Source organism: Streptomyces sp. NPDC056160 (assembly GCF_042268205.1).
GTDB lineage: Bacteria > Actinomycetota > Actinomycetes > Streptomycetales > Streptomycetaceae > Streptomyces.
On record NZ_JBHJUW010000173.1, the window covers coordinates 1 to 15,296 of the forward strand.

Below are 15,296 nucleotides of genomic sequence, written 5' to 3' on the forward strand. Positions count from 1 at the left end.
ACAAATCCCAAACAGGACAGTCGATGACGTCAGTCAGTAGGCGAGTCAGGCTCATCAGCGGAACCACCAGTCATATCTTCACTGTCAGTAGTCGGCCGCCGGGCTGATCGTAGATCGTCCGGCCCAGGTTCTCGGCCTCCTCGGAGTCTTTCATCCGCTGCAGGGAGGCATCCGCGCGCAGCGCCATGAGCGAGAGCAGCCGCTGGCCGTAGGTCGCCACGTCCTGCTGCTGCTCGTACCACTGGCTGGCGTCCCCGAGGAAGGGCAGGAAGCGCCGGTACTTGCTCATCAGCCGCCGGTGGTAGTTCTCCTCGAAGCGGTAGAAGTCGTAGAGTGGGCGCGAGTCCTCGGCGGCGACGCCGGCGTTCTCGGCCTGTTCCCACTGGTGCGTGAGGTCGCGGTAGACCCCGGCCTTCTCGCGGTGATGCTGCAGGCGTGAGGCGTAGCTGCGCAATCGGAAGCCGAAGGAGACCAAATCAGCCTCAGCATTCTCGTCTTCGCCCTGCCGGTCCGCGGCGAGCGCCGCCATCTGCTGGTAGTCCATCCCCATGACTTCGAGCATCGGCGTGCGCACCCGCAGCTCCGACTCCGGCATGGCCCGCAGCATCTGGTAGATGCCGTTGACGGCGCGCTCCATGATCTGCGTACGTCCCTGCTCGACCAGCTTCTGCCATTCCTCCGTGCTCAGAAACTCCTTCGCGCGGCGCTCGTTGGCGTAGTCGACGATGCGTTCCATGGCCGCCGGCATCGGGGACCCGGCACGGTCGAGTTGCTCCTTCACGAGCTCGGTCACCAGTTGGTTCGCCTTGCGCATGCGGGCGTCATTCGAGCCGGCGCGCCACAACGTTCGGTCTGCCGGCAGGCAAGCAAGCAGGAACTGCGGCAGGGACTCGGCGCGGATCCGCTCGTGCGCCCACCGCTTGATGAAGGTGGTGACGTTGCGCCGCTCGTAGCCGACGGCGCTGGAGAGATGAGCCACCGCCTGCTTCTCATCGAGCCAGGCGTCAACACCGCGGCGGAGCCTGGACTTGTGCCGGTCCAGGAGCTTGCCGCGCTGCGTACCGGTCTTCGTCACCTGGCCCCGGCCGGCGTCGACCATGGCCAGGTGGCAGTGCACGTGCTCGGTGTCGACCTGGATGACCCCGACGTAGCGCAGGTCGTCGAAGCCGCTGGCGCCTGAGCTCATCCGCTCCAGACCGAGCATGATCGCCAAGCGCAGCTTCATCTGGTCGATGTGGCCGCGGTAGTCGCCGCGTGCCTCGCAATGGAAGTCCTGATCGACGATGCGGTGCTTCCTCAGGTACTCCTCGTCGAAGGACAGCACCGTCTTGAGCACGGTCTTGCCGTTCTCGAAGTGCTCTTGGATGTCGTTGCTGGCCGCGCGCAGCTGCTCGTCGGAGAGTGACACCGATCCGTAGCCGAAGGCCACGCCGCCGTCGCCCTGGGCCTGGCGCATCTCATGCTTCGCCGCACTCCGCGAGATGCCGGCGCGCTCGACGGCGGACTCCCGCGCCTTGTAGCGCACGATGAAGTCGTCGGTGCGCAGGCGCTGGATCGGAGCCAGCGACTCGGTTGCCTGCTCGCGGGCCATGTACCGGGTGACGTAGTCACCCGGCGTCGCACCGCGCGATCCCTTGCCGCCGGGCAGCGGCACGCTGAACTCATTGACGATCACGATGTCCTGCTTCAGGCCCATCGTCGCTCTCCTTCCTGTCTCGGTACCGATGCACTACGGCCCCGGCTACTGCTCGCCAGCAGCCGGGGCCGCGCTCGTCATGCCTGATCCGTCCTCAGGACCCCAGGCTCTGCTCGCCGTCCTCGCCGAAGTCCAGATCGGCCGCACGCTGGGCCACCTGGCGCTTGCGCTCGTCCAGACTCGGAGCGGGCTTGACCTCACGTCGCCGGGACTCCTGCTCCTGCTCCTCCAGCTCCAAGAGATCCAGGTTCAGGTCGTGCTGCGCCTCACGGGCCGGAACCGGGGGAGCGAACGGCTCCTCCTGCTCCTCAGCCGTCCGCAACGCTGCCGCCACGCGCTCCCGGTAGAGGTTCTCCGTGGTGCCCTCGGTGCTCGCGCGCTCGGTCTGGTACTGCTCCCGTTCGGCGGCGATCTCCGCCTCGATCTGCTGCAGATGCGCGCTCATGCCGTCAGCGACGGGCGCTGCCTCAGGCACGGGCGCGCCGACGACCTGCTTGACCTCGGTGTCCAGGCCCAGCTCGTCCTCGGTGAACAACGAGTTGATCGCGTCCGAACGTGCCTTCAGCCCGCGCGCATCGACTACGGCCTCAGCCCGCGGGACGCCGTCCGTGGAGTGGTCGACGAAGTAGCCCGCGAGGTCGTAGCCGCTGGACTCGAGATCGATCTCCAGGCCTCCGATGTCGTGGATCTGGGTGAAGACCACGGGCGTATCGTCTTCGGCCTGCGCCCCCGACGCAGCGAGCACGAGCATGTCCGCCGTGGCCGGCAGCTCCCATTCGATCCCGGTGACCTGTTCGGGCACTGCGAAGCCGCTCGTGAAGTAGCCCTTGCTGGCGAGCACGACCAGCTGCTGGTCGTCGAACTCGTAGAAGGCGTCTACCTTCTCGCCCTGGCCGGGGGAGTAGGTCACCTGGGAGATGCCGAACGGCAGGGCCTTGGCCGGGGTGACCGAGCGGAGCTCGCCCGTCATGTGCAGATAGGGGCGGTAGTTCTCCTCCTTGCCCCGGTGCTTGAGGTCGAGCGATTCGACCATGACGCCGAGCTCGGCGGTCACCCCCTCTAGCCGGTACGTCTCCACTCCTCGTTCACGCAGGACACGGTGGGCCCATACGTCGTTCATCGTCAGTCCTGCGGTGCGCATCACTTGCTCCTCTTGCGGTTGGTCTTGCTCTGGTTGGTGGTCCTGGTCGTGGACTTCGGCGTGACGTCGGCGCCGGTCGCCTCGCCCCGGGCGTCCCGGATCTTCGCGATCATCCGCGTTGCCCAGCACCACATGCCGCGCATCACGACGATCTCGCCCGCGGCGAGCAGTGCGATCAGGAAGAGGAGCGGCATCAGCCACATGGCGATGCTTCCGTCCGCGCTGAGCGCACCCCGGGATGCGCCCGACTGCTGGTGCAGCCATGCGCCCAGCAGCGGGATGATGACCGTGGCCGTGATGAACGCCAGCAGGTAGTCGGCGAGAAGGACGATGACCCGGAAGAACCCCGCCCACACCACGACGGAGAACCTGCTGGTCTCCTTCTTCGGGGCCAGACGCCGCCATCCGGTGCGCAGCTTCGAATCCTTCTGTCCCTTCGCGGGCTTCGCCGTGGTCTTCTTCGCTGTCGCGGCCGTGCTTGTCGGGGCGGTTGTCTCGGTCTTCTCCAGGGTCTGGGTCGACATGTTCGTGTCCTTATGTCTCGTCGGGGACTTCTAGGGTGCGTGCTGAAGCGGTGGGCGCTTTGCTCACCCGGTCGGCTTGGGGGGGGGAGGGCTGTTCCTCGCTGGCGGCAGCGAGGGTGTCGCGGGTCTTGCTGGAGGCCCGATAGGCGTCCAGCGACGTCACCGCGCCGTCGTGAGAGGTGGAGTAGGTGAAGACCAGGAACTCGCTCTTGGCAGCGCTGTTCTGATCCGGTCCGACGCGGACTGGATCGAGCCGGGCCACCCCCGTGTAGGAGTAGTTCAAGCCCCGCACCCGACTCACACCGATGTCCAGATCAGCGAGCGTGTACGTCGTCCCAGCGCCCTTCGTGGCTCCGGTCGCAGTCATCCACTCCGGTACGAACTCGGTGAGCACCCGGGACTTGTGGTCGAGGAAGTCGTAGCGCGCGTCGAGCAGTACCTGCTGCTCCTTGACGGTCCGGGTCGACGTCGAGCTGTCGGTGAGGCTGAGCAGGAGGGACCGGCCCGTCGCCCGGTCACGGTTCACTCGCTCGATGTCCATGCCCGGCAGCTGAACCAGCAGCGCCTTGTGCTGTGTTGCGAGTTTGGCCTGGGCGTCGCCTAGGTTGCTTTCGAGCTTCTGTACAACCGCATCGGCCTGGGTGTCCGACGCGGCCGGGCCGTCGCTGAGCAGGCCGACTCCGAGCGTGACCACCGAGAGCGCGAGCAGCGCCCCGGTACCGCCGAGCAGGATCTTCCCGGCGTGCTGGCGCAGGTTGTCCTTGATCTCCTCGTTCACGGTGCCTTCACCTCCTGCTTCAGGGCCTCGCCGGTGGCTGTCGTGCCGGTTTGGATGTTCACGAACGCCTTGCGGACCACGTCGTAGTCGGCGCGGGCCCAGGCCAGCACCGCCGGCTTCTCGCCCGCACCGGTCCTGGTCTCCATCGCCAGCCAGGTCACCGTGATGCTGCTGTCGTCATTGACCAGATGGGGCACCTGGGCGACCCACTCAAAGCCGGAGTTGAAGCTCCTCGGGATCCCGACGCCGGCCGCCACGTCCTTGTCACTGGCTAGCAGGTACCACGGCCCCAGGTCCGCCTGGTGCACCGAGGGGGCGAAGTAGGGGATGAGGTTGCGCAGCGTCGACTGAGACGTCGCCGTGTCGAGCGTGCCGCCGTTTGCCGCCACGCTGGGCGTCAGGTAGCGGTAGTTGTTCTGCAGCTTTGCGACCTGGCCAGCCGCCGTCAGGGCCGCGGTCAGACCACGCTCGGCGTCGTCGGCCTTCGGCAGCGCCGCCGTCTTCGCCTCGGTGATCTTGATCTGCTCCTGCAGAGAGGAGATCTCCGGCGCAGCCGTATCGCTCACCGTGCTATGACCGCCGGAGAACCCCGCGGAGAGTACGAAGCACAGCAGTGCGCCCACACCCATGCTCACGCCGGCCACGAGGGTGCGCTTGCGCAGGCCACCAGCGGGCTCCGTCTGCTCAGGAGTGTCCGCGCCCTCCCGCGAGGACGCGGACGTCGCGACGAAGCGCGTCTTGCGCACTGCACCCCCACCCGACTCATCGGTCTGTGTCGATGCCATTGATCCTCAACTCGCCGTTTCACTCGAATACCAAGACAACCCTATCAATGAGGCGAGTCGAAAGGTTGGGTGAGTCATCCGGAATAGTGAGTCTTGCCGCTCGCCGGGACGCCGGAGAGATTCAAGACCTTGCCCTGGGCGTCGACCGTGACGAAGAGCAGCGCGCGCCGGTGCGCCGTGACACTGGCTTTGCTCGACTTGTTCTGGGTCACTCCGTCGGAGGTGACCTCGACATCGGCCAGGGCGGCGTAGGTGTAGACGCCCGCCTTGACGTCGACGACTTCGATGTCCGGATCCGCGCCGAGGGCCGAGTTCAGGCCGACCGTGTCGATGTAGTAGTAACGCCGCCCCTGGGAGTCCTCGTTGAACCTCGACGGAGGCATGAACGACTTCAGGAACGTCTCGTTCTCGGTGAGGCCGAACCGGCTCTTCAGGCTCTCGCGCGCCGCCTCGTAGCTCTGTCCCGAGTCCCACGTGAAGGCCATCGAGAGCAGCAACTTGATGCGCTCACCGTCGGTGCTCAGCCGGTTCTGGCTGACACCCAGGGCCGCCATGACGTCCGCGTTCACCTGCTCGGCGTTCTTCTTCTGGATGCCTGCCAGATGTCCCTCGACGTCGTCGATCTGGGCTTCCTGCTCAGCCAGGGCCGCGTGCTGGCTGCCCCAGGTCACACCGGCAACTGTCGCGACGACCGTGAGGACCGCTGCCGTCACCAGGACCGAAAGGTTACGTCGGAAGAATCCCCGCCGCGTGGATGCTGCCGTCTGCTCCGTCATCGCTTCCCGCCCTTCTTCTGTGTGCCCGTGCCGCTGAGTTCAGGGACTCCGGACCCGGCCGGCATCTTGATCGCGGGGTTCTCATACTGAGCCCCGGCGGCGGTCACCACGAGCGCCAGGTGGCCGAAGGCCCCCGTCGTGGCCTTGCGCACGTAGCGCGCGCTCGCCCAGGCGAGCACCTCACCGCTCTTCGTGTCCCGGCACAGCCAGACCACCTTTGCCTGGTTCGTCGCGCCCGAGCCGTCTTTCACGCTCAGGTCTGGCATCACCGTCTCGACCTTCCATGCGTACGTGCTCGGGGCAGCTGCGTTCTGGCCGTCGTAGCGGATGTACCAGGCGTGGCGCGGATCGATCTCGGTGGTCGCGTCGAACGGCGTCAGCGACGAGGTGCTGTACGCCTCCTTGTCACTGACCAGGAAGGAGTCCTTGCTAAACAGCGGTGCCATGTCCCGGCGGTGCTTGATGATCTCCAGCGTGGCCTTGTTCGGGGCCCCGTTGTTCGGTCTGGGCTGGACGCTGGCCTGGTGATACAGCGTGGCGAAGGTCTGCTCCCCGGTCGCGACCTTCTTCGCGTCGGCGGCTGCCGCCTCGGTGAGCTTGGACAGCTGCGCGCTGGCGTCCGCCTTCACGGGCGTGGACCGGGCATCATCCAGCTGCTCCTTGAGCTGGACGATCTGGGCCTCGTTGTCCGCCGTGCTCGCGTTGAAGCTCTCGCCGGCCACGCCCGTAGCGACGACCAGGGTGAGAATCCCGACCCCCATCACCGCGGTCACGCTGCGTCGGATCAGGCGCGCGTTGTCCTCCGGGCTGCGTGCCTGGACCCGTTCGAGCTGGCGCGTCGTCCAGCTCGCGAAGCGCTCTTCGAGCTCAGCTCCGGTGACCTTCTTGCGGATCTTCGGTGCCGCGGGCTTCTCCTCGGGCATCGCCCCGGTCTTCTGCTCGGGGCCCGTGCTCTCGGACTCGTCATGGACTGTCGTCACGGAACACACTCCTGACTTCACGCTGCTCTCATAAACGACTCAAGTCTATCTCGAAAGATAGTCGAGACCGACTATGAATCCATTCGATAAGAGGTCTGAAAAGCGAAGCCGACGTGCAGGGCCTGCACCGGACATGAAGAAGCCGGTGCCCGGATAGCCGGGCGCCGGCTTCTCGCTCCCAGATCAGATGCAGCGCATCAGGCCTTCTTGATCTTGTCGGAGGAGAGCATTGAATCCGACATGTCCACGAACTTCCAGCCCTCGGCCGCCATCCGCGCCGCGCTGTCGACACGGACCCGGCCCATGAAGGCGCAGTAGCCGGCCTCGCCGAGGATGACCTTGTCGCCCTGGACACCGAGCACCACGAGGGTGTGGCCGACAGAAGTGGACCCCGGGCCAGAACCCACCGAATACGCCGTCGGAGTCGAGGACAACAGCTTGCCAGTCTCCTTCGCGATCGTGTACGCCGTCTCCTTGCCGTCACCGGCTGGGTAGGTCTGGAACGTCGTGTACTTGTTCACGAAGTAGGTCGAGAACGACACGCAGTTCTCAGCATGGTTGCTCCCGCACGAGCCAGGACCACCCTGGTCGCCGTAGCGGTCGTCGAGGAACTTGTCGCCCTCCTTGTTGAAGAGGTCGACGAGGGCCTGAGCCTCCTCCTGGGTCATCCCGCCGTCCTTCAATGAGACAGAAGTGCCGCTCTTGGTGCTGCAGTTGCCCAGGATCGTGTCGATGCCGTTGACGATGTTCTCGATGATCCCGCCGACGATGTTCTTGACGCCGCCCACGATCGAGCTGTCGACCGACCAGCCGCTCATCCTGCCGAACCACATCTCGGCGTTGTCACCTCGTGCGGTGAGCCCCGCCGAGCCGTCAGACGAACGCTCCCAGTTCTCGTGGAAGTGCAGCGCCGCCGCACGCGGCGAGCCCTGCGACGTCTTGAGCATGTCCTTGAAGACCATGACATCGCCCGGGTTGTCACCATCGACCATGAAGGCCATCTGGGCCTTGATCGTGAACCAGTCGATGCCCTTGCTCTTCGCGTACTGGCGCAGCAGCGTGTTGCGGCCGAACGTCCACTGCCCGAGACCGATGCCGTTGTCCGTGTTCTGTGCTGCGCTGGCCTTCCCGGCGGTCATGGCATACGTCCCCGTGGGGAAGGTCTGCACGCTCGTCGGGTCGATCCCGGACTCCTGCGACCAGTTGCCGAGGATGCCCGCGATGTTCTCCTTCGGCATCCCCCAGCTGCTGAGCACCGAGTAGATCTCCTTGGCGTTCTTCTCCACGCCCGCCGGGACGGTGGCCCCGGAACCGTTGCCGACGCTACCCGCGTTGACGACGCACCCCGTCCCGTTCGCGTTGATGCTGCCCTCGGTCAGCGCCGTCGAGTTGAGGACGCCGGTCAAGACCGTGCCCAGCAGGGCCACGGTGGCGGTCACCGCGGCCGCACCCGACATCGCTGCCGCTACAGGGGCCATCGTCGCCGTGACTGCGACGCCCAGGACCGCGCCGACCCCCTTGGCTATAAAGCTGCCGATCGCCATGAACGGCGCGGCGATCGCATGACCAACCGCCTTGATGATGTTGACGATGAGCGTCCACAGCAGCTTCCCTGCGTTGACGGCCATCGCCATGGCGGCGAAGAACATGGACTTCAGCCAGTTCAGGAAGGCCATGGCCATGACCACCCCTATGGCTGGCGGAGCAGAGGCCGCGCCACCGCCGACGGCGACGCCCTTGGCGGCCTTCGAGCCCAGGCCTTCGTCGTCCTTCGACGCACCGCGTTCGTAGCCCGTGCCGCCGGCACCCAGCTCGCGCTGGTCGGCCGGCTTGGCGTCCGGGCTGCCGCCGGTAACCTTGGACACGCCCTTGACCGTGTCCTGGGCTCCCTCGACGCCGACGTTCTTCGCTGCGCCAACGGCGGCTCCCGGAAGCCCGCCAGCCTGTGCGCCGACCACAGCACCGGAGACGGCAGCTCCCGCGTAACGCCCGGCGGTACGGCGGGTCGCGCTGCTGCCGTCTCCCTCGATCGCCTTCTGGGCCGCGCCTCCGGCCATGTTCCCAGCAACGCCGTTCATGCCCTGCTTGATCTTCGACCCGGCATTCGCGGCACCGGCCGCCTTGCCCGCGGTCTCCGCGGTGTCTGCAGCGTCCGGCATCTTCGGCGCAGTGTTCGCCGAGCCGGAAGGGCCAGAAGAAGCAGCTCCCGGCCCCGCGAGCTGCTTGGGCACGCTGGTCTTGCCCTCGGGAGGCTTCTCGATGCCCTCCTCGGGGGCGAGGCTCTTGGTCCCGCGACCCTGCCGGGGCAACCCCTGGCTCACCGACGTGCTTGGTTGGTCCTTCGTCGTCCCCTTCTTGGGACTCCGATTCGGCTTGTCGGTGGCCATGCCATTTTCCTTTCCGGCTCAATGTCAGGTAGCGGTATGCGTCACTCCTCGCCGCACTCAATGGAGAGTGGTAAGGAAGTCCTTGTCGTCACGAATGGTGCTGTTGGACTGCACGTCCCGCAGACTCACGTTCAGTCGGAGTAGGTCGAGCGACAGATCAGACTCGTACTGCGACTTGTTCCGGGAGTAGTTTGCATACGCCTGTGAAAGGTTGTTCATGATGCTCATGAGAGGGCGCATCGTCACGTCAGAGGACTGGTAGTCCTTGGTGAGGCTGGTGCCGTCCGAGAGGATCCACTGCATGTCCGAGATCTGCTGGCTCGTCGGATCCGAGCCCTCGTCACGCTTCTTGGTGAAGAACTGGGCGTAGCTCTGACCGGCCGGCACCAGGGCGTCGAGGTAGCCGTCGTAAACGTTGCCTGCACGCCAGTTGAGGTCGAAGCCGCCCGGGACGACGTGCTTGGTCTGCAGCGCCAGCGTCGAGACGCCGTCCTTGGCCTCGGCCGCGGAGACGCCCGTGATCCTGTCGGTGGCAATCGAGACCGGAACGGTCGGCGGACGCAGGAACAGGCCGTCGATCTTCGTCGTCTGCAGGTCGGACGTGTACGACTGAATCTGCGTCAGGTTCGTGCGCATCTCGACGAGCTTCTGGTCCAGGGCATCCCTGGCCTTGGCCTCCATCTCCTTGAGCGCGACCTCGTAGTAGGCCTGCGCCGGGTCGAAGGTCAGAGCGTCGAGCGCCGCGATCTTCTGGACCCCGGATGCGCCGGGGTTGAAGAAGACCCGCCACTGGTCGTACTTGGAGAAGGTCTCGTCGCCGGCCAGCTTGCCGCTGCTCTGCTTTTGCTCCGCTCCGGGCGTGGTGAGTTCGGCGTTCGCACGGACCGTCAGGTTCAACACCTGGCGGTCGAAGGGCCGGTCGGCGTTCAGGAGGACCCCGACGTAGCCGGTCGAGCCGAAGGCGTAGAGGGAGCCCTTGATCCCGCTGGTGCTGACCGGCTCGGTGTTGAGCGAGGTGTCCGATCCGAGCAGGAACGCCCTGTAGTCCGCGGCGTTGTACGAGATCTGAGCGGTCGGACTGAAGTGCATCATCACGAGCGCCTTGTCGCCGCTCTCGTTGGTGTAGACCCCGTCCACGGTGCCGTCGAGATTCGTCTTCGACGTCTTGAAGTCGCTGGTGTACAGCGCCGTCTGCGACAGCGAGTCACGCCCCGCCTGGTACGCCGAGGCCCCCGAAGCGCTGATCACGACCGCGCCTGTGACCGCGAAGATGCCGAAGAACACCCCAAAACGCTCGATCGCGTGGTGCGAGTCGAGCTTGAACTTCCTGCTGAAGGCCAGCGCCTTGTCCTTGATCCCCATGCTCTGCTCTCCTTCGTGCCTGCACCGTGCTGCGGGCCCGGATATGGCGAACCGGGCCGGAAGAGGCCTTGCACCTCAACCGACCCGGTTCGCTCGACGCCTCTGTCCCAGGTCGTGTGCACGGTCTGTGACGGCCTCTTACTTGGAAAGGCCGCTCAGGAACCCGCTGAACTGATCGGCGGTCTGGACGATCACCGTGCCGCCACCGAGATCCGTGATGGTCTGCTGGCCGCCGGAACCGACCGTCGAGATCAGCGACCACCCGCCGGTGCCCAGGGCTCCGCCGACGAGAATGAGGAGCGCGATCGTGCCCCAGCCCTGCTGCTGACCCGCGGACTGCGGGTTGGCCATCAGCTTCTTGATCAGGAGCACACCGCCCCAGACCAGGCCGACAGCACCGAGCAGCATGAGCAGAAGACCGCCCCAGAGCTGGATCTGGGACTTGGCGTTCTGCAGGAAGCTGGTCAGGTCCCAGGCCGCACTCGGCAGGGAGGCATGTGTGAGGACGGCTGCCTCGTAGATCTTCGTCACGGTTCTTTCCTCTCACCTTTCGAATCATTCGGTGGCATGACAGTGAGTCACAGTGCAACAAGCGCAACCCATCCGCCCGATCGGGCAGTGACAGAAGCCGGAGTGGTCGTTGGGCATGCCGTCAACTCCCCCCGCTGGCTCGTATACGTGCACATCAGCAGTGACTAATCTACCCCATTCGAATGGCAGACCGTAGAGGCGTACGAAAGGTCTATCAATAAAGAATCGAAAGAGGCTCGGAAACGAGGCGAATCGGCGTTGCGGCGCGCGACCGCAGGGCCGTGGCGGACGCCTGTGGAATCCGCAGTGCGAGATGTGTAATGTGCCGCTCCAGCACCGCTGCGGCGCCGGCCTGCTCGATTTCGAGGCGGGCCACCCTCACACACCCCGTCGATCGCGATCTCGACCAGGAAGTGCCAAACCGCCATGAACCCACTGCCCGGGGACCTTTTCGCCCGCCGACTTCGTCAAGAGCGCGAACGCCTCGGCATCAGCCAGGCAGAGCTAGCACGCCGTATGGCCGCACGGCTCGGTTCGAACGTCGACTCCACCGCCATCACGCGCATCGAGCAGCAGACCCGCGCGGTCAGGCTCGACGAGGCGGTCGCCGCTGCCGAGGCTCTCGGGGCCCCTCTGATCACACTGGTCAGCGACAACTACGCCCGCGAGAACGAGGCCGAGATCCAGAACCAGCTCGCCGAGCTCGCCCTCGCCGAGCAGGAATGGGAGAGGCTGCGCCAGAAGATCCACCGGATCACCCAGACCATCCAGCAGCTCTCCGCCGAGCGGGAGGCCTTCCGTTCTCACGCGCTGGACGTCAACCCTCAAACCGCTGGCGACTACGAGCTCGATCCTGAGACGCAGGCCGCTCTCGACGCCCGGATGCGTGATGTCCGCAACAAGCCGGCCGGAGAGGTCACAGACCCAGGCGCATGACGCTGTTGCGGGCGGCCGGGTTGAACTCCCGGTCGTAGTCGTCCACCGTCTCGGGCTTCCGTCACCGGCTGGCCCCCATGATCTCCTCGGTGCTCGCGCCGTTCCGCCTTGCCTGAGTGACGTGACCAGCTCGCAGACTGTGGAAGCTGTGCGCCGACGGATCCATCCTCAGGGCCGCCGAGGAGGGGCCGTGGCCGAAGGCGAAGGACTGGCAGGTCCAGGACCTCGACACTGACTTCTTCGGCACCATGCTGCAGCAGCTCGTGGACGCGTACGACGAGCAGGGCATCGGCACCCCGCAGTTCCGCTCGGCAGCCGGTAGTACGGCCCGCCCGGGCCAGGGCGGCCCGGAGTCCGGTCAAGACGTTGACCACGCTGCAGCAGGAGCGCGTTCACAGACGGGTGGTCAAGGTATTGGTCACCCGCTGACTATTGAGAATGCCGTAGCCGGGGTGCTGAAGGCGCAGGACGTGGAGGCCGCGGCCCTGTGCGCCGTGTACGCCCCGGGTAGCGGGCTCGAGCTGTCCCGGCGGGCGGCTCCGGCGATGTCGCGGCCGCTGGTGCTGCGCGCGATCGGCGAGGCAGGCAATCCGCCCGAAGAGTGTTTTTCCGGCGAACCCCCGGAAATGCGAGCGCTCGAAGATCCGCGACATCATCGAGGACTACCGCGACCTGGAGTACCCGGCCGGGCTGAGCGACCAGGCCGCCGCGCTCACCCTGGAGCACCTGCTGCCGGTGCTCGACGCCATCGACGAGTCCACCCGCATCGGACGGCGGGATGCGGTCGCGCTCGTCGTGGGCTACCGGCTGCTGCTGCGCGGCATCGAGGTCGCTGACCTGCCCAACGCCGACCTGCGCCCGACGCTCACCGGCCTGCGGCCCGGGGTATGGGTCCGGGTCGCCAAGACCAAGACCACCGACGCGAAGACCGCCGCCTGGCGCTTCTACGCCGACCGCGACGACCTGCGCTTCGCCGCCCGCGTCGCCGCTTGGAAGGCTGGCCTCGCCGAGCTCGGCGCGGACGCCCCTCACCTGCCCTTCCTGCGTGCCCTGACCAAGAAGGGCAACCTCCAACTCGGCCGCGCCCACGCCACCGTCCGAGGCCTGCGCCTGTCCGGACGCACCATCAACACGATCATCCAGACCCGGGCGGCCGCCGCCGGAAAGGAGATCATCGGCGGGCTGCCGGTGCGCTCGCACTCGCTGCGAGTGGGCGCCAACAACGACCTCAAGCGCGGCGGAGTCTCCAGGGCCCGCCGCAACGAAGAGGGCCGCTGGTCCCCGGACTCCCAGCTCACCGACACCACGTACACCCGCGCGGACGCCCTGGCCGGCGCCCAGCAGGACGACGTGTTCGAGGCCGTGCCCCTGTACGGGCAGTGGCCGACGCCTGAGACGCCGTCCCCGGCGCCGCCGCGGGCCTGAGAGATGAACCGGAAACGTGCAGGGCAGGGGGATATTGCGGCTGATGGTGGCGCCGGTGAAGCGATGCCAGTCGCCGACCTCGACGGCCAGCCCGAAGGCAGTCAGTACGCTGACCCGGCGCAGGCACCCCAGCCGCCCCACCACCGGCGCGAACGGCAAGACTGCGGCCATCTGCTCCATGGCCCACACCGCCTCCGTCTGCGGCGCCAGCCGCAGCGACCGGATCTCCCCGGAAACTCCATCGATCGCAGCCCCGATGACCGAACGGGCGTGAACATCCAGGCCAACATACGTACGCTCGAACATGACCGGCACATCCCATAATTGGGGCTCTATCGTCACTCAGAGTGGCGGCAACCCGTGCCAACTTGCGAGCGAGGCGCCGGTTCTCCATACGGTCTAGGCTCGTAGCCATGGGAATCGACTGGGAGAACATGCTCGGCACAAGCGGCAACGGCCTCAATGGTGCCTACGACAGCGCGGTCTCCGCGGTCATCTACAGCGAGGACCCGGGGGATGACCGTCGGCCACTCCCAGTCGGCGAAGAGCACGACGACACAGACGGCCTGCGCTGACCTGAGCGCACACACGAAAACGCCCCGGTGAGCCGGGGCGTTTTCGCTGCATCAGGGGTCGTATCAGGGGCCAGCCGGGAGGCGACCGAGCTCAACCTTTCGTTCCTCGGTGACCTCCGGCCAGTTGGCGACGAGCTTCGCCGCCAACACGTCGAGGTCTTCCTCGACCTGCCCATCGGAACGAGAAGCGTCGACCGGCTCGGCAGACGGAAGCAGGCCCGACTCGCGGACCTTCAGTGTCGATGGAGCCGGCATCGGAGACCTCTCGTTCATCGCTGAGATGTCTCATGCGTCCGCGCCCTGCGCGGCGAGCTCTGACCGAGTCCGTCCCTCGTCCCGTGACCCTTGTGGGTCTTACGGTCTGGCATCTGCCTGGATCGGCAGCACCATCGGGGTGCTGCCTTGATCCCCAGACTACTCGATGTTCCTGCGATTGCAACAGGTTGCAAAATGGGTGCTGTGAATTCCGCACTTCGACTGTGCGCCGTGCTGTCAACGTGGACGGCACACCGACCAGCCGAGGGCCCGATGTTTCCCCACCCATGAGGACTGGGGCTGTCACGGGTTGCACTGCATTGCCCGGGCGGACACGGACCGCGCCGCCCGGTGGCGGCGGTCTCAGAACACTGTGCGGATGTCGCTGCGCGGGTCCCCGTCGACCAGCCGGTCCGCCTAGAGCCCGTCCTGCGCCCGGCGTCGCCACGGTCGGGCGTACCGAAGGGCCACGTCGATGTCCGGGTCGGCCGAGTCGAGGTTGATGTCCGCGACCGCCAGCGCGGGCTGCCCGTCGGCGGGGCACTGCGCCAGCCACCGGCCGCCGGGCGCCACGATCCCGGACGGCACCGTGGCGCTGAACTGCGCCGGCACGGCATAGCCCACCCAGTAGCAGTACAGCGTTCCGTAGGCCTGGGCCACGCGCGCCCTCGGAGCATCGTCGACCATCACGGAGAGCAGGACGCAGTCGACGCCCAGGCGCTCGTACTCGTCGAAGAGCGGCGGAAAGTTCGCCTCCACACACAGCGCGCAGCCGATCCGGAAGCCGTCCACCTCAAAGACCAACGGCTCGCGCCCCGGGGTGTACAGGTAGGAGACCTCGGTATGCGACAGGAACCGCTTGTCGTACCTGGCGACCAGCTCGCCATGGTCGGAGACGATGAAGAGGCTGTTGTGCGGCCTGTTCGGCGGTGTGAGCGGGTGGAGCGACCCGAACGCCGTCCACAGCCGTAGTTCCCCAGCCAGCGCAGCGATCGACTCGGCCTCCTCGCGCAGGATCTCCCAGGCGGCACGGCTCCAGTCGGCTGGTACTAGGGAGCGTATTCGGTTGTGATCAAGGGGCCGCTCGTGTGAGGTCCTTGATCCAGATCACGGAGGCCCGGAGGTGGAGTCCGGCGAGGTAGCTC

15 protein-coding genes are annotated in these 15,296 nt (G+C 66.5%); 3 read left to right on the forward strand and 12 right to left on the reverse strand.

Going from position 1 to position 15,296, the window contains the following annotated elements:
* Nucleotides 1-70 precede the first annotated feature (70 nt).
* The 11 genes from mobL to ACFC02_RS37355 form a co-directional block, all read right to left on the reverse strand.
* Complete coding sequence (gene mobL, locus ACFC02_RS37305) at nt 71-1,696, reverse strand: relaxase MobL (RefSeq protein WP_376366738.1); 1,626 nt, start codon at nt 1,694-1,696, stop codon at nt 71-73.
* 94 nt (nt 1,697-1,790) lie between these two features.
* The gene (locus tag ACFC02_RS37310) at nt 1,791-2,837 is read right to left on the reverse strand and encodes a hypothetical protein (protein WP_376366739.1); all 1,047 of its coding nucleotides are present in this window, start codon (nt 2,835-2,837) and stop codon (nt 1,791-1,793) included.
* Nucleotides 2,837-3,361, reverse strand: a complete 525-nt coding sequence (locus ACFC02_RS37315; RefSeq protein WP_376366740.1) for a hypothetical protein — start codon at nt 3,359-3,361, stop codon at nt 2,837-2,839. Before ACFC02_RS37315 ends, ACFC02_RS37310 begins: the two co-directional genes overlap by 1 nt.
* Before the next feature lie 10 nt (nt 3,362-3,371).
* Nucleotides 3,372-4,139: a hypothetical protein gene (locus ACFC02_RS37320; RefSeq protein WP_376366741.1), complete on the reverse strand. Its 768-nt coding sequence runs from the start codon at nt 4,137-4,139 to the stop codon at nt 3,372-3,374.
* Entirely contained in the window at nt 4,136-4,885 is a 750-nt protein-coding gene (locus tag ACFC02_RS37325; RefSeq protein ID WP_376366742.1) for a hypothetical protein, read from the reverse strand. The genes ACFC02_RS37320 and ACFC02_RS37325 overlap by 4 nt, the downstream gene beginning before the upstream one ends.
* Nucleotides 4,886-4,998: 113 nt before the next feature.
* Nucleotides 4,999-5,700 carry a hypothetical protein gene (locus tag ACFC02_RS37330; protein ID WP_376366743.1) on the reverse strand — a complete coding sequence of 234 codons (702 nt, stop codon included), beginning with the start codon at nt 5,698-5,700 and terminating at the stop codon, nt 4,999-5,001.
* Nucleotides 5,697-6,623, reverse strand: coding sequence for a hypothetical protein (locus ACFC02_RS37335; protein ID WP_376366744.1), 927 nt, complete (start codon nt 6,621-6,623; stop codon nt 5,697-5,699). The genes ACFC02_RS37330 and ACFC02_RS37335 overlap by 4 nt, the downstream gene beginning before the upstream one ends.
* Nucleotides 6,624-6,877: 254 nt before the next feature.
* Complete coding sequence (locus ACFC02_RS37340) at nt 6,878-9,067, reverse strand: phage tail tip lysozyme (protein WP_376366745.1); 2,190 nt, start codon at nt 9,065-9,067, stop codon at nt 6,878-6,880.
* Nucleotides 9,068-9,124: 57 nt separating this feature from the next.
* Nucleotides 9,125-10,429: a hypothetical protein gene (locus ACFC02_RS37345; RefSeq protein WP_376366746.1), complete on the reverse strand. Its 1,305-nt coding sequence runs from the start codon at nt 10,427-10,429 to the stop codon at nt 9,125-9,127.
* Between the two features lie 138 nt (nt 10,430-10,567).
* Entirely contained in the window at nt 10,568-10,960 is a 393-nt protein-coding gene (locus ACFC02_RS37350) for a hypothetical protein (protein WP_376366747.1), read from the reverse strand.
* A gap of 214 nt (nt 10,961-11,174) precedes the next feature.
* Complete coding sequence (locus tag ACFC02_RS37355; RefSeq protein ID WP_376366748.1) at nt 11,175-11,336, reverse strand: hypothetical protein; 162 nt, start codon at nt 11,334-11,336, stop codon at nt 11,175-11,177.
* A gap of 50 nt (nt 11,337-11,386) precedes the next feature.
* On the opposite strand from ACFC02_RS37355, the gene ACFC02_RS37360 reads away from it, so the two are divergent.
* The 3 genes from ACFC02_RS37360 (at nt 11,387) to ACFC02_RS37370 (ending at nt 13,896) form a co-directional block, all read left to right on the forward strand.
* On the forward strand, nt 11,387-11,896 hold the full coding sequence (locus tag ACFC02_RS37360) for a helix-turn-helix domain-containing protein (RefSeq protein WP_376366749.1): 510 nt from the start codon (nt 11,387-11,389) through the stop codon (nt 11,894-11,896).
* 735 nt (nt 11,897-12,631) lie between these two features.
* Complete coding sequence (locus ACFC02_RS37365; protein ID WP_376366750.1) at nt 12,632-13,321, forward strand: hypothetical protein; 690 nt, start codon at nt 12,632-12,634, stop codon at nt 13,319-13,321.
* Between the two features lie 413 nt (nt 13,322-13,734).
* On the forward strand, nt 13,735-13,896 hold the full coding sequence (locus tag ACFC02_RS37370; protein WP_376366751.1) for a hypothetical protein: 162 nt from the start codon (nt 13,735-13,737) through the stop codon (nt 13,894-13,896).
* Between the two features lie 672 nt (nt 13,897-14,568).
* Here the strand turns inward: ACFC02_RS37370 and ACFC02_RS37375 are convergent.
* The gene (locus tag ACFC02_RS37375; RefSeq protein WP_376366752.1) at nt 14,569-15,213 is read right to left on the reverse strand and encodes a carbon-nitrogen hydrolase family protein; all 645 of its coding nucleotides are present in this window, start codon (nt 15,211-15,213) and stop codon (nt 14,569-14,571) included.
* Nucleotides 15,214-15,296: the final 83 nt, after the last annotated feature.